Origin of the sequence: Siccibacter turicensis LMG 23730, assembly GCF_000463155.2 — a bacterium.
GTDB lineage: Bacteria > Pseudomonadota > Gammaproteobacteria > Enterobacterales > Enterobacteriaceae > Siccibacter > Siccibacter turicensis.
On record NZ_AWFZ01000017.1, the window covers coordinates 322,241 to 343,820 of the forward strand.

At 58.4% G+C, this 21,580-nt stretch carries 19 protein-coding genes; 8 read left to right on the plus strand and 11 right to left on the minus strand.

From position 1 onward, the window contains the following. Window positions 1-36 precede the first annotated feature (36 nt). Entirely contained in the window at window positions 37-378 is a 342-nt protein-coding gene (locus DW58_RS03405; RefSeq protein ID WP_024548779.1) for a DUF5347 domain-containing protein, read from the minus strand. 51 nt (window positions 379-429) lie between these two features. Continuing rightward, window positions 430-654, minus strand: a complete 225-nt coding sequence (locus tag DW58_RS03410) for a hypothetical protein (protein ID WP_024548780.1) — start codon at window positions 652-654, stop codon at window positions 430-432. 136 nt (window positions 655-790) lie between these two features. Between DW58_RS03410 and DW58_RS03415 the strand changes: the two genes are divergently transcribed. Beyond that, window positions 791-1,375, plus strand: a complete 585-nt coding sequence (locus tag DW58_RS03415) for a phage repressor protein CI (protein ID WP_024548781.1) — start codon at window positions 791-793, stop codon at window positions 1,373-1,375. Window positions 1,376-1,415: 40 nt separating this feature from the next. On the opposite strand, the gene DW58_RS03420 is transcribed toward DW58_RS03415, so the two are convergent. The 3 genes from DW58_RS03420 to DW58_RS03430 all read right to left on the minus strand — a co-directional run bounded on the left by DW58_RS03420 (window position 1,416) and on the right by DW58_RS03430 (window position 4,189). Next, the gene (locus DW58_RS03420) at window positions 1,416-1,718 is read right to left on the minus strand and encodes a DUF2645 family protein (protein ID WP_024548782.1); all 303 of its coding nucleotides are present in this window, start codon (window positions 1,716-1,718) and stop codon (window positions 1,416-1,418) included. A 208-nt stretch (window positions 1,719-1,926) separates the two neighbouring features. After that, window positions 1,927-3,222, minus strand: a complete 1,296-nt coding sequence (locus DW58_RS03425; protein ID WP_024548783.1) for an MFS transporter — start codon at window positions 3,220-3,222, stop codon at window positions 1,927-1,929. Window positions 3,223-3,418: 196 nt separating this feature from the next. Beyond that, window positions 3,419-4,189, minus strand: coding sequence for a siderophore-interacting protein (locus DW58_RS03430; RefSeq protein WP_024548784.1), 771 nt, complete (start codon window positions 4,187-4,189; stop codon window positions 3,419-3,421). 243 nt (window positions 4,190-4,432) lie between these two features. Here DW58_RS03430 and DW58_RS03435 point away from each other — a divergent pair, with 243 nt between their 5' ends. After that, complete coding sequence (locus tag DW58_RS03435) at window positions 4,433-4,960, plus strand: PadR family transcriptional regulator (RefSeq protein ID WP_024548785.1); 528 nt, start codon at window positions 4,433-4,435, stop codon at window positions 4,958-4,960. A 31-nt stretch (window positions 4,961-4,991) separates the two neighbouring features. Here DW58_RS03435 and DW58_RS03440 read toward each other — a convergent pair whose 3' ends face one another. From DW58_RS03440 to DW58_RS03450, 3 genes are all read right to left on the minus strand, one after another. After that, window positions 4,992-6,548 (minus strand): methyl-accepting chemotaxis protein, encoded by a 1,557-nt coding sequence (locus tag DW58_RS03440; RefSeq protein WP_024548786.1) that lies wholly within the window; start codon window positions 6,546-6,548, stop codon window positions 4,992-4,994. Between the two features lie 439 nt (window positions 6,549-6,987). Further along, complete coding sequence (locus tag DW58_RS03445) at window positions 6,988-8,520, minus strand: methyl-accepting chemotaxis protein (RefSeq protein ID WP_024548787.1); 1,533 nt, start codon at window positions 8,518-8,520, stop codon at window positions 6,988-6,990. Between the two features lie 190 nt (window positions 8,521-8,710). Beyond that, window positions 8,711-9,601 (minus strand): diguanylate cyclase, encoded by an 891-nt coding sequence (locus DW58_RS03450; protein ID WP_035884871.1) that lies wholly within the window; start codon window positions 9,599-9,601, stop codon window positions 8,711-8,713. 422 nt (window positions 9,602-10,023) lie between these two features. Here DW58_RS03450 and ygjG point away from each other — a divergent pair, with 422 nt between their 5' ends. After that, entirely contained in the window at window positions 10,024-11,415 is a 1,392-nt protein-coding gene (gene ygjG / locus DW58_RS03455; RefSeq protein ID WP_173644475.1) for a putrescine aminotransferase, read from the plus strand. 164 nt (window positions 11,416-11,579) lie between these two features. Then, window positions 11,580-13,598, plus strand: a complete 2,019-nt coding sequence (locus DW58_RS03460) for an NADPH-dependent 2,4-dienoyl-CoA reductase (protein WP_024548790.1) — start codon at window positions 11,580-11,582, stop codon at window positions 13,596-13,598. Window positions 13,599-13,689: 91 nt separating this feature from the next. On the opposite strand, the gene rlmG is transcribed toward DW58_RS03460, so the two are convergent. Next, the gene (gene rlmG, locus DW58_RS03465; protein WP_024548791.1) at window positions 13,690-14,820 is read right to left on the minus strand and encodes a 23S rRNA (guanine(1835)-N(2))-methyltransferase RlmG; all 1,131 of its coding nucleotides are present in this window, start codon (window positions 14,818-14,820) and stop codon (window positions 13,690-13,692) included. A gap of 83 nt (window positions 14,821-14,903) precedes the next feature. Between rlmG and DW58_RS03470 the strand changes: the two genes are divergently transcribed. The 4 genes from DW58_RS03470 (at window position 14,904) to sstT (ending at window position 19,446) form a co-directional block, all read left to right on the plus strand. After that, window positions 14,904-15,431 (plus strand): M48 metallopeptidase family protein, encoded by a 528-nt coding sequence (locus tag DW58_RS03470; RefSeq protein ID WP_024548792.1) that lies wholly within the window; start codon window positions 14,904-14,906, stop codon window positions 15,429-15,431. Window positions 15,432-15,538: 107 nt separating this feature from the next. Then, window positions 15,539-16,537, plus strand: coding sequence for a Gfo/Idh/MocA family protein (locus DW58_RS03475; RefSeq protein ID WP_024548793.1), 999 nt, complete (start codon window positions 15,539-15,541; stop codon window positions 16,535-16,537). Window positions 16,538-16,951: 414 nt separating this feature from the next. Further along, window positions 16,952-17,920 carry a TerC family protein gene (locus DW58_RS03480; protein ID WP_024548794.1) on the plus strand — a complete coding sequence of 323 codons (969 nt, stop codon included), beginning with the start codon at window positions 16,952-16,954 and terminating at the stop codon, window positions 17,918-17,920. A 275-nt stretch (window positions 17,921-18,195) separates the two neighbouring features. Beyond that, window positions 18,196-19,446: a serine/threonine transporter SstT gene (sstT, locus tag DW58_RS03485; RefSeq protein WP_024548795.1), complete on the plus strand. Its 1,251-nt coding sequence runs from the start codon at window positions 18,196-18,198 to the stop codon at window positions 19,444-19,446. Between the two features lie 36 nt (window positions 19,447-19,482). Here sstT and DW58_RS03490 read toward each other — a convergent pair whose 3' ends face one another. Beyond that, entirely contained in the window at window positions 19,483-20,022 is a 540-nt protein-coding gene (locus DW58_RS03490) for a YgjV family protein (RefSeq protein WP_024548796.1), read from the minus strand. 70 nt (window positions 20,023-20,092) lie between these two features. Beyond that, window positions 20,093-21,580 (minus strand): UxaA family hydrolase, encoded by a 1,488-nt coding sequence (locus tag DW58_RS03495; RefSeq protein ID WP_024548797.1) that lies wholly within the window; start codon window positions 21,578-21,580, stop codon window positions 20,093-20,095.

A 21,580-nucleotide genomic window follows, 5' to 3' on the forward strand; every position in this document is an offset into this window, starting at 1 on the left:
GGCCCGGCGGGTTTACGCCATGAGTGTTGATATGTGTTATTGCGCCAGGGTCAGTCGGTCAGGAAACAGGCTCACCACGGCGCGAAGATGGTTCATGGCCCGGATAAGCGCCTGCTGTTCCTGCAGCGTTAACGCCTCAGGCGGTAACGCATGTCGACCAGTCGGGATCTTTGCCAGATAAAACAGTGCGGCCAGCGCCCGTTGGTTATCGTGAAAAGCCGGGTCGCGGCGATCGCGCATGTCGTCCAGAAAGCGCGTCACCTGCGCCCAGCCGCTGTGGTCCCAGTGGCGGGCGCGCAGCGCGGCGATGTGGTTCAACCCCGCCGTACGGGCACCAATGCTCAGCGGAACCGTTGCTGCTGTGCCTTCGATAGCCATCGCGCCTCCCGTAGCCGCCCTGGAATTCGTAAATTGCGAAAAGTAAGACGTTTATTGCGCGTTAAGCGAAATTGCACAGCCGCTCAGCGCTTCCACGGTGAGCGCGGCCATGTTGACCTCCACCCGGGCGCGGGGCTTGTCGCTTTTGTTTCGCACCGGCAGGCGGCCGTCGCGGATCATGTCCCGTGCGGTGCCGATAGCGGTACCGGTAAGGCGGCAGTACTCATGCAGCGGCAGAAAGGGGACAGGGATAGTGATTGTAATGTCAGGACGCATAAGGCAAACTCCTCGTTTCGGTTGCGCTCGGTAATAGCCAACATCATTCGCATAATCAACAAGACGAGGTCAGAATAATTCGCATTTTGCGAAGTGTCAATTCGCAATACGCATTTTGCGGAGTTCTGGAGTTTACGTGGCTGATTTCAATATTGATTTAAGTAGCGACAGTGCGTCCGTACTGGACCGGGTCATCGAAGCGTACGGCTTCCCCTCCAAAATGATGCTGGCGCAGCATCTGGATATGGCTGCCAGCAGCCTCTCCTCTCGCTATAAGCGCGGCGGCTTTCCTGCCGATATCGTGGTGCGCTGCATGGCCGAAACCGGCGTGTCGCTGGAGTGGCTGGCGACCGGCAAGGGTGAGAAGTACGCCGACCAGCCGTCAGACATCCTCAGGCTGCCGCGGCGTAAGCTGGTAGACGGTCAGCTGTTTGATGCGGGCTATGCGGTATTCGACAAGGTATTTTTCCGCGCGGGCGTACCGCTTCCGGGCGATCCGTTCTGCCTGCAGGATGAGAAAGCGCAGTACGTAATCGACAAAACCTTCGACGATATCTATGACGGCGAGTGGCTGGTAAATATTGAAGGGAAAATCAGCGTGCGCTCGCTTATCCGCATCCCGGTGCGCAAAGTGCGCGTCAGCGGCGTGGGCACCGCCTTCGACTGTGCGCTGGAAGAGATCGAGGTGTTGGGACGGGTGGTGATTACCATCATTAACTGATCGACAGCATGGCGGCACGCAAGGTGCCGCGGGTTACGCTTCAGCATAATGTCAGGCGAAGCCAGAACCGCCACAGCGCAAATACCACCAGCAGCAGTAGTGCTGCATTCATTATCAGTGATGTCAGCCGGGTTCGTTTAAGCCCGTACAGCCAGGGTAACAGCAAGATAATTGTTATTGGCACCGTTACATCTCGCGTATCATCGACCACAAATGCCCGATGTGCGACGCAGGCATTTTTTATCTCCTCACCATTGATAAAGACTTCCTCTTTAAATGAAGAGAGTAAATAGATAGCGGCGATAGAAAAGAGCCAATACAGGACAGGCACCAGACGCTTCACTGGCTCGCTCCCATAATCTTCATGATCCTGTTTCGTTTCTTAATAATGCGTCTGCCGTAAGAGGTGTACGCTCTGCTACTGCGAATTTTCAGAAAATACATCGCTTTTTGTATGTGGCAGTTAACGCGTTGGCTTTTTTTTGCCGCTAAAGAGCGGGCTTAATTCGTGTTCAAAAAAAGCCCGCTCGCGCGGGCTTTTTTATTGCTTGCTACTCCAGATCCTTCAGATGGTCATTCTTATTTAGCGTCATCAGCGCGGCGATGCTGACAACGGCCGTGGTCATCACGTACCAGGCCGGAATATCGACGTTGCCGGTCTGCTTAATCAGGCCGGTGATAATCAGCCCGGCGCAGCCGGAGAACAGCGCATTCGAGAGGGAATACGCCAGGCCAAGCCCGGTGTAGCGTACCCGGGTCGGGAACATCTCGGAGAGCATTGCCGGGCCGGGACCGGCCAGAATACCCACCAGCCCACCGGCAATCAGCACCACCAGCGCTTTAATCGCCAGCGTGGCGCTCTCCGCCTGCAACACTTTCAGCAGCGGCAGGGCGAGGATCAGCAGCAGGCAGGAGGCCACCACCATGACGGTGCGCCGCCCGATGCGGTCGCTGAGCATCCCTGCCGGGATAATGGTCAGCGCAAACCCGATATTGGAGATCACTGCGATCAGCAGCGCCTGATTAAATCCGGTGTGCAGCGCCGATTGCAGGTAGGTCGGCATGATCACCAGATAGGTATAACCCGCCGCCGACCACACCATCACCCGGCCAATCGCCACGAGGATATTTTTGATGGTCGCCCCGGTGCTGGCTTTGACCGGTGCGGCGTGTCCGGTTTGCTGCTGCTGACGCACAAATCCCGGCGTCTCTTCCATGCTCACCCGCAGCCAGAGCGCCACGCCCCCCATCGGCAACGCAATAAAGAACGGAATGCGCCATCCCCAGTCGTAGAGCGCCTCCGGGCTGAGCAGCACCGACAGCAGCGCCACAATGCCCGCCCCGGCCAGCAGACCAAGCGCGACGGTAAAGGACTGCCAGGCCCCATACAGACCGCGCTTGCCGCGCGGTGCGAATTCAGTCATCAGCGAGACGGCGCCGCCGTACTCCCCACCGGCAAACAGCCCCTGGAGAATACGAAGGCCGGTGACGATCAGCGGGGCGGCAACGCCGATACTGGCGTAAACCGGCACCAGGCCAATCGCCGCGGTGGCGAGCGTCATGCAGACAAGCACGACGATCAGCGTCGGCTTGCGCCCGATCCTGTCCCCCATGCGCCCGAACACTACCGCGCCAAGCGGCCGGAAGAAGAACGCCACGGCGAAGGAGGCGTATGTAAGGATCAGGCTGGTGAGTTCCCCCTCCCCTTCCAGACGGAAAAAGTTCCTGGCGATAACGGTGGCCAGAAAACCATAGACCGCGAACTCGTACCATTCGATAAAGTTGCCGATCGAACCGGCGATCAGCGCGCGCTTGTGGGCGCTGGTGGTCGCAGCGTGTTGTTGCATAGCAGATCGTCTCCTCAGCGGATTGTTATCGTTATAGTCGGCATGCGAAGCCGGCTGGCTCACGCGGTTTCCAGAATAAATTATTCCATCGCAAACCAAACGAAGAAATATAATATTCTTATCGATGTGTGAGCCTGTTCACGGTGAGGAGTATGAAAACGCGAAGGGAGAGGGGGGCGACGCGCGCCCCGGACATTTACTTGTTGTGCCAGTAGGCCGCGGCACGTACCAGCTGCGGGTCAAACGCCTCGCTTTCAAAGCGGCGGCTCAGGTTTTTCACCGTTTTGCCTTCCCCGGTGATCCAGATGAAGTAGTCTTCGCCCGGAAGGGTTAACGCCGCCAGCTGCGCCTCGATAGCCGCTTCGTGATGGCCCACTACCCAGTGAATATCCGCATTGTCGAGATGCGCGAGATAGTCCTGGCAGGCCGCGTCACCGACGGTGACGATCGCGACAATCTGCGCGTGCTGCCCGGCGTCGCGCAGCGTTTCCAGCCTGCGACGCAGCGCCGGCATTCCGGATTCATCGCAAACGTAAAGCTGATACGCGTAGCTCAGCGGCACCACCAGCGAGCCGCGCGGCCCGCCGATGGTCAGCCTGTCGCCCTCGCCCGCCTGCTGCGCCCACCGGCTCGCCACGCCGCCGTTATGAATAAAGAAGTCGAGCGCCAGTTCGTGACGCGCCTCGTCGTAGAGCGGCGTGTAGTCGCGCGAAGCCGGACGCACGTTGTTTGGCCAGACGATGCCTTCGTCCGTCACCGTGGGCGGTACGAACGGCACGCCGGGTTCAGGGAAGAACACTTTGGTGTGATCGTCAAAGCCGCGCGAGGTAAATCCGTCGAGCGCTTCGCCGCCCAACACCACGCGCTGAAAGCCGGCGCTGATGCGCTCGCTGCGCAGCACGCTAAGCTCGCGAAAACGCAGATCGTTGCGCACGCGCTGCGGGTAAATCGTAGTGGATTGCGTCATTTTTTTGCCTTCAACACCGTTAAGAAGCAGATTACGATATATCTAAATTTTGTGTAAATGATAATGATTGCCATCAACGAGGAAAGCAAGATCTTTTTTTGATATAGCCGCCCTGCATGGCATGCGCTTTTCCACCCAATTTAAACGACATATATTTCATAGAGATAAACATAATCGTTATCTATATCTTGTAACGGAGAGCAGTTTAGATATAAATAGATATATCTGACATGGAGTAATGCAATGCGATCTTCTTCCCCTCATCACGCTGCCGGAAACGAGCACTACGGCCACGGCGGCCCTCGCCGTCAGCGTTTTTTCGGTCACGGCGAACTGCGGCTGGTAGTTCTCGATATCCTGACGCGCGGCGCCAGCCACGGCTATGAGCTGATCAAAGAGATCGAGGCGCTGACCCAGGGCAACTACACCCCCAGCCCTGGCGTCATCTATCCGACGCTGGATTTTCTGGAGGATCAGGCGCTGATTACCATCCGCGAGGAGGAGAACGGTCGCAAAAAGATTGCCATCACCGTGGCGGGACAGCGCTGGCTGGATGAGCACAGCGCCCTGCTGGGTGAGATTCTGGATCGCGTCCGGGCGCGCTGCGTGGGGCATCAGCTGCGTAAAGATCCGCAGATGAAGCGCGCGCTGGAGAATTTTAAGGCGGTGTTGGATCTGAAGGTAAATCAGGGGGAAGTCAGCCCCGCGCAGCTCAAACAGATCGTGGCGATCATCGACGGCGCGGCGCTGCACATTACCCAGCTTGAGTGATGGAAACCCGGGCCAGCGGCCCGGGATCCGGTCAGGCCAGCGCTTCGCGCACGCGGAAGACTTTGATCATCTCCTTAAGGTGATGCGCCTGGTCCTGCAACGATGCCGCGGCGGCCACCGACTCCTCGACCAGCGCCGAGTTTTGCTGCGTGGTGGTGTCGATCATGCCGATGGCCGTGTTGATCTGCGCAATGCCGTCCGACTGCTCGCGGCTGGCCTGGGCGATCTCCTTCAGAATACCGTCCATTTCATTGACGTTTTTCACCATGCCGGTGATCAGTCCACCCGCCTCTTCCACCAGCGCCATCCCTTCACGGGCCTGGCCGGCAGAGTTTTCAATCAGGCTACGGATCTCGCTGGCGGACGACGCACTCTTCTGCGCCAGCTGACGTACTTCGCCCGCTACTACCGCAAAGCCCCGCCCGTGCTCCCCGGCGCGTGCTGCCTCTACCGCGGCGTTCAGCGCCAGGATATTGGTCTGGAACGCGATGGCGTCGATCAGGTTGATGATGTCCGACATCCGGTTTGAGGTGTCGTTAATCATGCGCATTTTGCTGGTCACCTGCCCCATCTTCTCGCCGTTGCTTTTCACGCCGCTGGCCGCTTCAGACGACAGGCGCGTGGCGTGGGTGGTGTTGTCGTAGGTGTTTTTCACCGTGGCGGTGATCTGCTCCATCGAGGCGGCAGTTTCCTCTACCGAACTGGCCTGCTCCTCGGTACGCGAGGCGAGATCCTGGTTGCCGGCAACAATCTGTGACGCCGCGCTGGAGATGCTTTCCGAGCTGTGCTGCACCTCCTGCACGATATCCAGCAGACGCGTTTTCATCTCCATCAGCGCGTTAAGCAAGACGCCGGTCTCATCGCGATGATGGCTGTCCACCGAGCGGGTCAAATCGCCATCGGCGATAGCGCGGGCAAACGCCACCGCCTGGCTGAGCGGTCCGGTAATCGAGCGTACAATCGCCACGCCAATCACCACCGCCAGCGCGATGCAGATTAACCCGAGGATAATCAGCATCAGACGGTTGCTCTGGTAATCTTCGGCAACGCTGACGCCCGATGCGTTCATCTGGTTGTTCTGGATAGTAATCAGCTCCTGCACCGCTTTTTTGTAGCGATCCTGCAAGCCGACGGTGGTGTTCATCATCTCGTCCATCGCGCCACTGCGGTTGTTTTGCTGGACGGCGGCGAGCAGGCGGAAACGGGAGTCGAGATACTGCTTACGAATCTCCTGAATGCGTGCCAGTACCGCACGAGACTGGGGGTCGGTTAATGACCCATCGAGCGATTTAATCAGCGTGGTGATGGTGGCGCTGATGGCCGCCATGCGCTGTTCGGACTGCGTTGCCCAGCGCTTATCCTCATCCAACAGCAGCAGCTGCTGAACGTTCACAAACTCCTGAAAGTTCTCGATCAGCTGATTAGCTTTTACCGTAGTGGGATAGGTGTCCCCCACAATGCTCTGGATGTTGTTATTTGCACTGCTCAGGCTCAATAACGAGAGCCCGGCGCTCAGGATCAGCAGCATCACAAAGAAGGCGAAGGCGAGGGTTAATTTTGTGCGTATTTTTACATCATGTAAGGACATATTTTCTCCGTAAGACTGACAGTACGTGACTAACACCGGGAACATCCCGTGAGGGCCAGTAAATATGCGGAAAGAAGAAGGGAAGCCCTCACGAAGTTACGGTGAGTTATCGGACGGCACGAAGGTAACTTTATGACTTTGATCGTTTTTTTCTTTCGGTAATAGCCGCTTCGATAGCTCACGACTATTAATGGTGATTTATTGATCGGGAAATTGTGTTTAAGATCACTTTTTGTTGCAAAAGGAGGTAATTGAAAAAGCGCGTTTTGTGCGGCGTAAAATCTTTTTTTTGCGTGAGGACTCACGTAAATGCCGCGCATATTTTCAGCAATTTAATAATTAATTAACAAGATGGAAATATAAAGAGGCGCAGCGAGAAAAATAGCGTGGCGGGAGAAAGAGTAGAAATAAAGCCCGGCATCTCTGCCGGGCTGACGGGCTATTGCAGGACGGTAACCGCGTCTTCGAGACGCTCGGCGCGGTGCTTAACCATGGATGACACCTGGGCGCTCTCCTCCACCAGACCGGCGTTTTTCTGGGTGATGTTGTCGAGCTCGGCCACGGCACGGGTCAGCTCAGACAGCCCCTGCGCCTGCTCCGAGGTGGCGCTGCTGATCTGCCCGATAAGCTGGGTCACGTTTTGCACCTGTGCCACGATATCCTGCATGGTGCGTCCGGCTTCATGCACCTGCACGGCGCCGGACTGCACTTTGCTGGCGCTGGCGTCGATAAGCTTACGAATATCGTTCGCGGCGTTGGCGCTGCGGCTCGCCAGATGGCGCACTTCACCGGCGACCACGGCAAAGCCTTTGCCCTGCTCCCCTGCGCGTGCCGCCTCAACCGCGGCGTTCAGGGCCAGGATGTTGGTCTGGAAGGCGATGTCGTTGATGAGTGACGTAATGGAGCCGATACGCTGCGTGCTGTCGGCGATTTCATCCATGGTAGTGACCACGGTTTCCATCGCGTCGCCGCCGTTGGCCGCCGCCTGGCTTGCGGCGCTGGAAAGTTTATCCGCCGCCGCCGCGGTTTCGGAGTTGTTCTGCACCGAGGCGGCCATCTGGCTCATGGTGGTGACGGTCTGCTGCACGTTGACCACCGTCTGACGGGTGCGTTCGTTCAGATCGTCGTTGCCTTTCGCCAGCGTCTCGCTGCCGGTGCGTACGCTCACGACTTGGCTTGTGACATCGTTGATAAGCCAGCGGCACATCAGCCCCAGCTGACCCACCGCACGCAGCGTCAGGCCGATCTCATCGGCACGGTTGAGGTGATCTACCGTGTTGCGCTCCCCGGTGGCGACGCGCAGCGCCTGTGCCGCAACGTTGGCAATCGGTCGGGCGATCTGCCATTCAAACAGCGCGGTGCCCACTATCATTGCCAGCGCGCTGACCACCGCCGACAGGGCAAAATCGCTGCCGCTCTGGCCCAGCGCCAGCTGGCCTGCAACCAGCAGCACGTAGAGTAGCGCCATGACGCAGCGGATGCGGCAGCGCAGCCCGATGGCCGGCAGTTTGCCGAGCCAGCCTTTGCGCAGCACCAGTCCCTTGAACAGCCGCCGCTTTGCGGTGCCGTTATTCAGCGCCTCGTACAGCGGCTCAACGGCCGCGATCTCGCTGGCGGATGCCTGGCTGCGGATCGACATATAGCCGGTGACTTCACCGTTACGCACCATCGGCACCGCATTCGCGCGCACCCAGTAGTGGTCGCCGTCCTTGCGCAGGTTTTTAACAATGCCGCTCCAGGGTTCGCCCTGCTGGAGGGTGTACCACATGTCAGCAAAGGCGGCTTTCGGCATATCAGGGTGGCGAACAATATTGTGCGCGCTGCCGGTCAGCTCATCGAGCCGGTAGCCGCTGGCCTGAACAAAGCTGTCGTTGGCGTGGGTGATGTAACTGTGCAGATCGGTAGTCGACATCAGGGTGGTGTTGTCATCCAGCATATATTGACGCTGGGTGGCGACGGGACGAGAAGGCATAGCAGCTCCGTTGGGCAGGTTATCCAGTTGTTAATCTTTTTTCTGCTTTGTTATTTCGGCGCTATGCAGTTTAACTTTAGGTATTAAACAGGACTGAGATCGCAAAAAAGCACATTAGGCGTAATTTTATTGTTGTTATTGATGATGATTTTTTATCGAATAGTTTCAGTCCGTTAGCATAAAAGCGTAGCTAGAGCGCCACCATTTCCTCCTCACGGGTCGCCAGCACGCAGCGATTACGCCCGCTGTTCTTACCGTAGTAAAGCGCGCGATCGGCACGACCAATCGCCGTATGCAGCGAGTCGCAGGTGCTGACGCGCGTCAGGCCACCGGTCACGGTCACCGGCAGCACGGCGTTCTCCAACACCACCGGATGCTGTTCAAGCCAGGCGCGGATATGGCGGGCCGCGTCCATCGCGTCCTGCTCGCTGCTGCGATTAAGCAGCACCACGAACTCCTCACCGCCGAAACGGTAGATACGCTCGTCGTGGTTCGCCCCGGCCTCCAGGGTGGCCGCCACGTCGCGCAGGACGTCATCCCCGGCGTTATGGCCCCAGACATCGTTTACCGTTTTAAAGCGATCGATATCCATCATCAGCAACCAGAGCGTGGCGCTTCGCTGCGGGTCGGTGCGAATATGTTCGAAATCAAGATAGAGTAAATGGCGCAGCGGTAGGCCGGTCAGGGTATCGTGCATATTGCGGAATGTGATCAGCGCCTGCTTATATTTATCTATGGCGTAAACAAATTGTTGCTGAGCGTCATGGTATTGCTGCAATACCTGTTCAGTGACGCGCTTTTCCGTAATGCTGGTTAATAACTCTCGCGCCCGATCGTGCATTATTATATGCATGTCATAGATATGTTCGACCAGCCGTTGATAACGCGACGGTTCAATTTTAAAACGGCTAAACCAGACGCTGAAGCAGCATTTTTCATGGGCCCGTTCATGGGTGATGGCCTCATCCGGCTCACCGCCCAGCAGGCTCAGCTGCAGCAGTTTCCCTGCCCAGGCATGATGCTCTGCGATCGCAAGGTTTAATTCCACGATGCTGCGGTCAATATCCACAAGGTGAATCATTCAGTAGTCTCAAATTAAAAAGGGCAACAGAGAAATATAAAATTCAGAAAAGCGCGCTAATGATAAAGTAATTACCCCTGCTGCCGTTTAAAACTTATACAAATTTACAGATTACTATATTCGTACTTATTATTCGCAAAAACCGAAACGATTTACGCCCATTAAATAAGAATTTATCGGGTTGCGTGCCTCATTATTGTGCAGATATGCACGGTCATAAAGCAGTGCCTGAATAAGCGCTTTGTAAGAAAACCAGGGCGGCAGCACGAAGCGTTGCGCAATGTGAATCGGGATGATTAAATTTTGTACAAGTTGCTTTACGCCAGGCGTTTATCTTGATTTCACCGACCCCAGCCGGGATGGCGCGTTCCCTGCAATACTTAAGTCGGTATCATAAGATACGCGATCCCCGGGAGCTCATTTTGAACAGGTTACCTTCCAGCGCCTCGGCTCTTGCCTGTACCGCGCACGCACTGAACATCATTGAAAAACCCACCTTAGACCATGAGGAGATGAAAGCCCTGAACCGTGAAGTGGTGGATTACTTTAAAGAACATGTGAATCCAGGCTTCTTAGAGTATCGAAAATCTGTAACAGCAGGCGGGGATTACGGAGCCGTAGAGTGGCAGGCGGGCAGTCTGAATACGCTTGTCGACACCCAGGGACAGGAGTTTATTGATTGCCTGGGTGGCTTTGGCATTTTCAACGTGGGGCACCGTAATCCAACTGTGGTTTCCGCCGTACAGCATCAGCTCGCTAAACAACCTCTGCACAGTCAGGAACTGCTCGACCCGCTACGGGCCATGCTCGCCAAAACCCTCGCCGCGCTCACGCCCGGTAAACTGAAATACAGCTTCTTCAGCAACAGCGGCACCGAATCGGTGGAGGCGGCGCTGAAACTCGCCAAAGCCTACCAGGCACCGCGCGGTAAATTCACCTTTATTGCCACCAGCGGCGCGTTTCACGGCAAATCCCTGGGCGCACTCTCGGCGACCGCGAAATCCACCTTCCGTAAACCCTTCATGCCGCTGCTGCCGGGCTTTCGCCATGTGGCGTTCGGTGATATTGACGCCATGCGCGCGGCGCTCAGCGACGGGCAGAAAACCGGGGATGACGTCGCCGCGGTGATCCTCGAGCCGATTCAGGGTGAAGGCGGCGTCATTCTTCCTCCACCGGGCTATCTGCCGGCGGTACGCCAGCTGTGCGATGAGTTTGGCGCGCTGCTCATCTTCGATGAAGTGCAGACCGGCATGGGCCGCACCGGCAAGATGTTCGCCTGCGAGCATGAAAACGTGCATCCCGACATTCTGTGCCTCGCCAAGGCGCTGGGCGGCGGGGTGATGCCCATCGGCGCCACCGTCGCCACCGAAGAGGTGTTCTCGGTGCTGTTCGATAACCCTTTCCTGCACACCACCACTTTTGGCGGGAATCCCCTCGCCTGCGCGGCGGCGCTGGCGACCATCAATGTGCTGCTGGAAGAGAACCTGCCCGGCCAGGCGGAGCAGAAAGGCGATATGCTGCTGGATGGCTTCCGCCAGCTGGCGCGCCAGTATCCCGGACTGGTGCAGGCGGTGCGCGGTAAGGGAATGCTGATGGCGATTGAGTTTGTCGATAACGACATCGGCTACACCTTTGCCAGCGAGATGTTCCGCCAGCGGATACTGGTGGCCGGCACGCTCAACAATGCCAAAACCATCCGCATCGAGCCGCCGCTGACGCTGACCCTTGAGCAGTGCGAACTGGTCCTTAAGGCCGCGGATAACGCCCTGCAGGCGCTGGAAACCTCGTCCCCGCGCGAAGCCGTTGCCCAGTAGACTATGCGCTCCCGACTCCGCCGTCGGGAGCCTTTTCAGCCGCGCCCCGCTCTCCCGTTCTTTGAATCCCATCACAATCGGCATCTCTGGCTTTTCCATTTGCCGCGCTGATAGCTAAATTAGAACTCATCCGACCACATAATAAAAATAGCCTGGAAGAGACTATGAGCTACCCGTCGCTGTTCGCCCCGCTTGATCTCGGCTTCACCCAACTTAAAAGCCGCGTGCTGATGGGGTCGATGCATACCGGTCTTGAAGAACATCCGGACGGCGTGGCGCGTCTGGCGGCGTTCTATGCCGAACGCGCGCGGCACGGCGTGGCGCTGATCGTCACCGGCGGCATTGCGCCCTCTCCTGAAGGGGTGGCGATTGCCGGCGGCGCGGTGCTCAACGCGCCGGAGCAGGTGGCGCATCACCGGGCCATTACCGACGCGGTGCATCACGAGGGTGGCAAAATCGCCCTGCAGATCCTGCATACCGGACGCTACAGCTACCAGCCTCACCCGGTTGCCCCTTCGGCGATTCAGGCCCCGATCAACCGCTTTGCGCCACAGGCGTTAACCCATGAGGAGATTGTCGCGCTGATCGATGACTTCGCGCGTTGCGCCCAGCTGGCGCGGGAGGCGGGTTACGACGGGGTGGAGATCATGGGCTCAGAAGGCTACCTGATTAACCAGTTTCTCGCCTCGCGCACCAACCAGCGTGACGACCAGTGGGGCGGCGACTACTCGCGCCGGATGCGCTTCGCGGTGGAGGTGGTACGGGCGGTGCGCGAACGGGCAGGCCGCGACTTCATCGTTATCTATCGTCTGTCGATGCTCGATCTGGTGGAGGGCGGTGGCACGCTCGATGAAGCGATTATGCTGCTCAACGCGGTCGAAGAGGCTGGCGCGACGCTGATTAATACCGGCATCGGCTGGCACGAGGCGCGTATTCCCACCATCGCGACGTCGGTTCCGCGCGGGGCGTTCAGCTGGGTCACCCGCGCGCTGAAGGCGCATACTCAACTGCCGATCGTTACCACTAACCGCATTAACGACCCCGAGGTCGCGAACGCTATTCTGGCGCGCGGCGATGCGGATATGGTGTCGATGGCCCGGCCCTTCCTGGCCGACGAAGCCTTTCTCAGCAAGGCGGCGCAGGGCCGCAGCGATGAGATCAATACCTGCATCGGCTGCAATCAGGCCTGCCTCGATCGGATCTTCGCGGGCAAAGTCACCTCCTGCCTGGTAAACCCGCGCGCCTGCCACGAAACCCTTATGCCGGTAGAACCGGCCGTGAAGCGTAAAACGCTGGCGGTGGTGGGCGCAGGCCCTGCCGGGCTGGCGTTTGCCGTTAACGCGGCGGCGCGAGGGCATCAGGTGACGCTGTTTGACGCCGCGCCGGAGATCGGCGGCCAGTTCAATATCGCCAAACAGATCCCCGGCAAAGAGGAGTTTTACGAAACGCTGCGCTACTACCGTCGAATGATCGACGTGACAGGCGTCACCCTGCGTCTCGGCAACCTGGTTCGCGCGCCGGATCTGGCGGGATTCGATGAAACGATCCTCGCCTGCGGGATCGCGCCGCGTACCCCGCCGATCCCCGGCATCGATCACCCGTCGGTGCTGAGCTATCTCGATGTATTGCGGGATAAGGTGCCGGTGGGCAAGCGCGTGGCGATTATCGGTTGCGGCGGTATTGGGTTTGATACCGCGATGTACCTGAGCCAGTCGGGGGCGTCCACCAGCCAGAATATCAGCGAATTCTGCGCCGAATGGGGTATCGACCAGAGCCTGACGCAGCCCGGCGGCCTGCGGCCAGAGGGAGCGCAGCTGGCGAAAAGCCCGCGGCAGATCGTCATGCTTCAGCGCAAGGCCAGCAAACCGGGCGAAGGACTGGGGAAAACCACCGGGTGGATCCACCGCGCCACGCTGCTGGCGCGGGGCGTGAAGATGGTGCCAGGCGTAAGCTATCAGCGCATCGATGACGAGGGGCTGCACGTTAGCATTGGCGGTGAGACCCAGGTGATTGCGGTGGATAACATCGTGCTTTGCGCCGGTCAGGAGCCGCGCCGCGATCTGGCGGATGCGTTGATGATTGCCGGCAAAGCGGTGCACCTGATTGGCGGCTGCGATGTGGCGCTGGAGCTGGATGCGCGCCGGGCTATTGAACAGGGCACCCGGCTGGCCCTGGCGATCTAACGGCAGGTCGGCGGCATGATAACGGGTGCGCTACGGTGACTCACACGCCCCCACGTCTGCCGCCGATGTGCTTACCCTTTCAACGGCTGACTCAGCGCTTCTTGCGCGTCTTCACCGCTTTCAGGATCACGAACTTATTGTTGGTGTCGATGGTTTCGCAGTTACCGAAGATCTTCTTCAGCTTGCGGAAGTAATCGAGGTGGCGGTTGCCGACGATGCGCAGCTCGCCGCCGTACTGCAGGCAGCGCCGGGCGTGGTGGAACATCTCCCAGGCAACCTGATCGGAAATGGCGTGCTGCTGGTGGAACGGCGGGTTACAGAGGATCGCGGTGAAGCGATCGGACTCTACGCCCGACAGCGCGTTGTTGATCATAAACTCGCAGCGCAGCGCGTCATCCGGCAGGTTGGTTTTGACATTCAGACGGCTGGACTCAACCGCCATTGGCGATTCATCCACAAACACCACTTTCGCCTGCGGGTTCTGCGCCAGCAGCGTCAGGCCAATCACCCCGTTACCACATCCGAGATCGACGATCTCCCCTTCCAGGTTTTCCGGCAGGTGCTGCATAAAGAAGCGCGCCCCGATATCCAGCCCGGTGCGGGAGAAGACGTTGGCGTGGTTGTGAATAGTCCAACCAGTCTCGTCCAGCGTCCAGCTCAGGGTCTCCGGCGCCTCGGCCAGCGCCGGCGCGGTGAAGGTCGCATTGATGAGGCGCGCCTTTTTCCAGGCAAGCGTCGTGGTGGTCGGCCCGAGGATTTTCTCAAACAGCTCCAGCGTGGAGTTGTGAATATCGCGCGCTTTAGCCCCGGCGATGATGCGCGTTTCCGGCGTCACGACACGACGCAGGGCGCGCAGCTGCTGCTCAAGGAGCGCCAGGGTTTTCGGGATCTTAATCAACACCAGCCCCGGCGCGTCCGGGTAGGCGGCCGTGCTGTCGAGAAAGGTCACGCTGGACTCCTCGATATCGTTCAGACGCAGGTTCTGGCGAATCGCCAGCTCGCTCAGGTAGGAGTCGCCGATCGCATAAGGCTTGTGCGCCGCCAGCTCACAGGAGAGCGCCCCGAACGCATCGTTGAAAATCAGGATCGGACCGACGGGTTCGTCCAGCTGTTGCAGCAGATACTCGTCTGCAGCTTCCCACGCCTGTAGCGGGTTGACGTCGTCCGTTTCCGGAAAACGCTTAAGCGTCAGTGAACGAAAACTGTTGTCTGGTTGGCTCATCGGCCCTCCTGGATGGTAAAATTTCAGTATTAGCCCCGTAACGGGGGCGAGAGTATACCCTTTTTCGCCGATCTGAGATAAGCATGAGTGAACTGATTTACCTGCAGGGCTACCCGGAGCAGCTGCTGTCCCAGGTACGCGCCCTGATCAACGACCAGCGGCTGGGCGACGTGCTGCGCCAGCGCTACCCTCACCGGCACGACATCGCCACCGATAAAGCGCTGTGGGCCTATACCCAGGGGCTGAAAAACCAGTACCTGCGCAGCGCCCCGCCGGTCAATAAAGTGATGTACGACAACAAGATCCACGTGCTGAAAAACGCGCTCGGGCTGCATACCGCCGTATCGCGCATTCAGGGCAGCAAGCTGAAAGCGAAAGCGGAAATTCGCGTCGCCACCGTTTTTCGCGGCGCGCCCGAGCCGTTTCTTCGCATGATCGTGGTGCATGAACTGGCGCATCTTAAAGAGAAAGAGCACAACAAAGCGTTCTATCAGCTCTGCTGCCATATGGAGCCGCAGTACCACCAGCTGGAGTTTGATACCCGTCTGTGGTTGACGCATCTGGCGCTCGGCGGCAGCGCATCAGACGAGACGGCCAGCCGACCGGCGTAAAGTAAATCTGGAATCCGCTACGCGAAATCGCCTTTTGCTGCACTGGATTTGTCATCTTTCCGTGGTAGTCTGCAACGATACTTAGCCAGCGGAGATAGCGCCCCTCTATGATACGTTTCGCCGTAGTTGGAACGAACTGGATCACCCGCCAGTTCGTCGATGCCGCCCATGAAACCGGCAAATTCAAACTGACCGCCGTTTACTCTCGCAGCCTTGAACAGGCCCAGAGCTTCGCCAGCGATTATCCCGTCGAACACCTTTTCACCTCGCTTGAGGCGATGGCGCAAAGCGATGCGATTGATGCGGTGTATATCGCCAGCCCAAATTCGCTGCATAGCGAGCAGAGCTGCCTGTTTATGCGTCATAAGAAGCACGTTATCTGCGAGAAGCCGCTGGCCTCTAACCTGCGGGAAGTGGAAGCCGCTATCGCCTGCGCGCGTGAAAACCAGGTCGTGCTGTTCGAGGCGTTTAAAACGGCCAGCCTGCCTAATTTCATCGCCCTGCAACAGGCGCTGCCGAAGGCCGGTAAGCTGCGTAAAGCGCTGATCAACTACTGCCAGTACTCCTCGCGCTATCAGCGTTATCTCGACGGTGAAAACCCCAATACCTTCAATCCGGCCTTTTCCAACGGCTCCATCATGGATATTGGCTTTTACTGCCTGGCGAGCGCGGTTGCACTATGGGGTGAACCCTATTCGGTGCAGGCCAACGCCGCGCTGCTGGAGAGCGGCGTAGACGCGCACGGCACCGTGGTGATGCACTACGGCGATTTCGATGTGATCCTCACCCATTCCAAAGTCAGCGACTCGACGATCCCCAGCGAAATCCAGGGCGAAGCCGGATCGCTGGTGATTGAGAAGATCTCGGAGTGCCAGAAGATCACCTTCGTACCGCGCGGCGGTAAGCCGCAGGATCTGACGCAGCCGCAGCACATTAATACCATGCTCTACGAAGCCGAAACCTTTGCCCGCCTGGTCAACGACAACGAAGTCAACCATCCGGGCCTGGCGGTAAGCCGCATCACCGCGAAACTGCTCACGGACATTCGTGCGCAAACGGGCGTAGTTTTCCCGGCGGATGACGTCAGTACCGAGCTGCCGGCGTAAAGCTTTGTAAAACGGCGTCGGGGTTACCTTGACCCTCCTCATTGCCTGTAATACTTTGTTACGAGCAAAGGGGAGTAACTTCTTCGCCGGTGGATCGTCATTACGATGCGTAACGCATCCGGTTGCCGGGCAACATAACCTTCAGTTCTACCTTCGCCTCTGCAGCGTGAAATATGACGGGGTCCCCCCTAAATAATTCGCGTTGTAGACAGGCGGCAGGTTCACGAATCGACGGGAGCATACACCAGTATGTGACCGGAGTGAGTGAACCAGGCCAACGCCTCTGTGGCGCGAAGTATGACGGGGATTTCTGTTGTAAGTGAGACCTTGCCGGAAGGCGAGATCCATTTGCGACAAGCGAAACGGCTGACGTCTTCCGACGTTAGCCGTTTTTGTTTTTTAAGGAATCTCTCTATGAATACTGTCGGCACCCCGCTGTTATGGGGCAGTTTCGCCATCGTGGTGATCATTATGCTGGCTATCGACCTCCTGCTGCAGGGGCGCCGCGGCTCGCACGCGATGTCCATGAAGCAGGCGGCCGCATGGTCACTGGTCTGGGTTACCCTATCCCTGCTGTTTAACGCGGCCTTCTGGTGGTATCTCACCGAAACCCAGGGGCGTGCGGTGGCGGATACCCAGGCACTCGCCTTCCTCACCGGCTATCTGATTGAAAAAGCGCTGGCGGTGGATAACGTCTTCGTCTGGCTGATGCTGTTCAGCTATTTCGCCATCCCTGCCGCGCTGCAACGCCGCGTGCTGATCTATGGCGTACTGGGCGCGATCGTGCTGCGTACGATCATGATTTTCGCCGGTAGCTGGCTTATCACCCAGTTCTCGTGGCTGCTCTACGTGTTCGGTGCTTTTCTGCTGTTCACCGGGGTAAAAATGGCGCTGGCGAAAGAGGACGACAGTGGTATCGGCGACAAGCCGATGGTGCGCTGGCTGCGCGGTCACCTGCGCATGACCGACACCATCGAAAATGAGCACTTCTTCGTGCGCAAAAACGGGCTGCTGTTTGCGACCCCGCTGTTCCTGGTGCTGATCCTGGTCGAGATCAGCGACGTGATTTTCGCGGTCGACAGCATCCCGGCGATTTTCGCGGTGACCACCGATCCGTTTATCGTGCTGACCTCGAACCTGTTCGCGATCCTCGGCCTGCGTGCGATGTATTTCCTGCTGGCCGGCGTGGCGGAGCGCTTCTCGATGTTGAAATACGGGCTGTCGATCATCCTGGTGTTTATCGGCGTGAAGATGCTGATTGTGGATTTCTATCACATCCCTATCGCCATCTCGCTGGGCGTGGTGTTCGGTATTCTGGTGCTGACGCTGCTGATCAATACCTGGGTTAACCGCCGTAACGACCGGAAAAATACCGCGAGTTAAGGTTTCGCCTCCCCCCGTATTCGCATCCGCCGGATGCGGGGTTGAGGCCCACACGCCTTTCTGTAAAAGACAGACGATGAAAATGATTAACCTGTCACAGTAATGTTAATTAATAGTTAAAAAACGCGAGCAATCTGGTAAATCCAGCACTATTCCCTTTTCAGCTGTCCTTCCTTCCCTATACTCATCCATGCAAACTTTTGTTACATCCTGACAAAGCGTCACTCAAGATGACGCCCGGGATGGAACCACATCATTATCGAAGGAAACATTGTATGACTACACAATCTAAACCCGACGGGCTGGTGAAACGCCTGGCGCAGGGCAGCCTGGTAAAACAGATTCTGGTGGGACTGGTGCTCGGCATCGCGCTCGCCTGGCTGTCAAAACCCGCCGCCGAAGCAGCGGGTTTACTCGGCACGCTGTTCGTCGGCGCGCTGAAGGCCGTCGCCCCCGTACTGGTACTGGTGCTGGTGATGGCTTCCATCGCTAACCACAAACACGGCCATAAAACCAACATCCGTCCGATTCTGGTGCTCTATCTGCTGGGCACCTTCTCCGCGGCGCTTACCGCCGTGGTATTCAGCTTCCTGTTCCCATCCTCGCTCCACCTGGTGACCGGCGCGACCGACATCACCCCGCCGACCGGCATCGTGCAGGTGCTGCGCGATCTGCTGCTGAGCATGGTGGCGAACCCGGTAGACGCGGTGCTGAAAGGGAACTACATCGGCATTCTGGTCTGGGCTATCGGTCTTGGCCTCGCGCTGCGCCATGCCAACGACACCACCAAACACCTCATCACCGATCTGTCAGACGCGGTGACCTTTATGGTGAGACTGGTGATTCGTTTTGCCCCCATCGGTATTTTCGGGCTGGTGGCCTCCACGCTGGCGTCCACCGGTTTCAGCACGCTGTGGGGCTATGCGCACCTGCTGGTTGTGCTGGTCGGCTGCATGCTGCTGGTGGCGCTGGTGATCAACCCACTGCTGGTGTTTATCAAAATTCGTCGCAACCCCTACCCGCTGGTGTTCACCTGCCTGCGTGAAAGCGGCGTGACCGCCTTCTTCACCCGCAGCTCGGCGGCTAACATTCCGGTGAACATGGCGCTCAGCGAAAAACTGAACCTCGACCGGGATACCTATTCGGTCTCTATCCCGCTGGGGGCGACCATCAATATGGCGGGCGCGGCCATCACCATTACCGTACTGACCCTGGCGGCGGTCAGCACACTCGGAATTGCGGTGGATGTGCCGACGGCGTTACTGCTTAGCGTGGTGGCATCGCTGTGTGCGTGCGGCGCGTCAGGCGTGGCGGGGGGTTCTCTGCTGCTTATCCCGCTGGCGTGCAACATGTTTGGTATTCCAAATGATATCGCCATGCAGGTGGTGGCGGTGGGCTTTATTATCGGGGTGCTGCAGGACTCCTGTGAAACGGCGCTCAACTCATCCACCGACGTGCTGTTCACGGCGGCGGCCTGTCAGGCTGAGGATGCCCGTCCGTCCGGTAACAACGTACTGCACAATTAATGCGTGCCTGCTGGCAGCCTCCCGGCTGCCAGCGTTTTATTCATTGACCATCTTCTTCTCAACCGCAAAGGGATCGATGCCGCGCTTTTGCATCCGCCGGAAGCGAATGATGTTGATACCGTTGATGATCAGAAAACTCCCCTCAATCAGCGTTCCGCCAATCGATCCGATCCAGAAGTTATGCGTGACCCAGCAGGCGGTCGAACACCACATCACACAGCGCGTCGTCAGCCCGGAACTGCGGAACAGCGCCCAGGTGCTGGCCACCGTCCCGGTAATGGGCAGCAGCTCCACGGCGTGATTCAGCTTCACCAGCCCCAGCGACAGCGTGAGCACAATAAAGAGCGTCATGACCCACAGGCTGCGGGTGCGCAGTGAGATCACCGTGCGTACCGCGTTAAGCCCGGCGCTGATCCCGGCCGGTGCGGCACCCATCAGAAAGAAGTGGCCGCCGATTACCGCGCTGTAGAGCGCCAGCTGCAGCTTAAATCGCCGCTCGTCGCGGTTGAAAAAGGTGGTGATGCCGATCAGAAAAGCGATGACCCCAACGCCCTGGGCAAGCCAATACGCGGTCATGAAAGATTCCTCCCAAAAAGAAACGGCGCTTCATCAATGAAACGCCGTCGGATCAATACAGAGTGCGGCTTTACAGCGTGACGCCGCTTTTGAAGATAGCCAGTTCGCGGAAGTCGTTTTTCTCGTTGCAGGTGCGTTTGCCGCTGGCGATGGCCGCAATCACATCGACAAACTGCTCAAGCAGCGTCGGCATAGCGGTGCCGTGCAGCAGCTGGCCAGCATCGAAGTCGATCCAGTGCGGTTTCTTTGCCGCCAGTTCGCTATTGGTGGCAATTTTCACCGTAGGCACGAAGCCACCGTACGGCGTTCCTCGCCCGGTGCTGAACAGCACCATGTGGCACCCGGCTCCCGCCAGGGCGCTGGTGGCGACCGCATCGTTACCCGGCGCGCTCAGCAGGTTCAGTCCGTGGGTTTTCAGGCGTTCGCCGTAGCGCAGCACGTCCACCACCTGGCTGGCGCCCGCTTTCTGGGTGCAGCCGAGGGATTTCTCTTCGAGGGTGGTAATCCCGCCCGCTTTGTTGCCCGGCGACGGGTTCTCGTAGATCGGCTGATTGTGGGCGATGAAGTACTGTTTGAAGTCGTTCACCATGGTGACGGTTTTTTCAAAGGTGGCTTCGTCGCGGCAGTGGCTCATCAGGATCTGCTCGGCACCAAACATCTCCGGTACTTCGGTTAACACCGTGGTGCCGCCGTTGCCGATCACGTAGTCCGAGAAGCGACCCAGCATCGGGTTGGCGGTGATCCCGGACAGGCCGTCCGAACCGCCGCACTCCAGACCAAACTTCAGCTCGCTGAGCTTACCCGGCTGACGCGTATCGTGGCGCATCACCTCGTAAAGCTCGCGCAGATGCTCAAGACCAGCCTCCACCTCGTCATCCTGATGCTGGCAGGTCATGAAGTGGACGCGCGCCGGATCGAACTCGCCCAGCGTTTCGCGGAAAGCGTCCACCTGGTTGTTCTCGCACCCGAGGCCAATCACCAGCACCGCGCCGGCGTTGGGATGGCGGACCATATTCTGCAGCATGGTTCGGGTATTGATGTGGTCATCGCCGAGCTGGGAGCAGCCGTAGGTATGGCTGAACAGGAATACCCCGTCGGTGCCCTCGGCGTCGTTGCTCTCTTTCAGAAAACGGGTCTGAATCTGGCGCGCGATACCGTTCACACAGCCGACGGTCGGCAGGATCCACAGTTCGTTGCGGATCCCCACCTCACCGTTGGCCCGGCGATAGATCTCCACGTCACGATCGTGCCCCTGACGATCCAGCGCCGGCAGATCGGGTTGATAGCTGTACTCGTCCAGATCGCTAAGATTGGTGCGGGTATTGTGGGAGTGAATGTGCTCGCCCGGTGCGATATCGGCCAGCGCATGACCGATAGGCAGGCCGTATTTGATCACGTTCTCGCCCTGCGGAATGGCGAACAGCGCGAACTTGTGCCCGCGCGTCACGGCCTGGCGCAGCGTCACGCTGACGCCATCCAGGACGATCTCTGCCCCTTCAGGCAGATCCGCCAGCGCTACCGCAACGTTATCCAGCGAATGGATCCTGATGTATTGCAT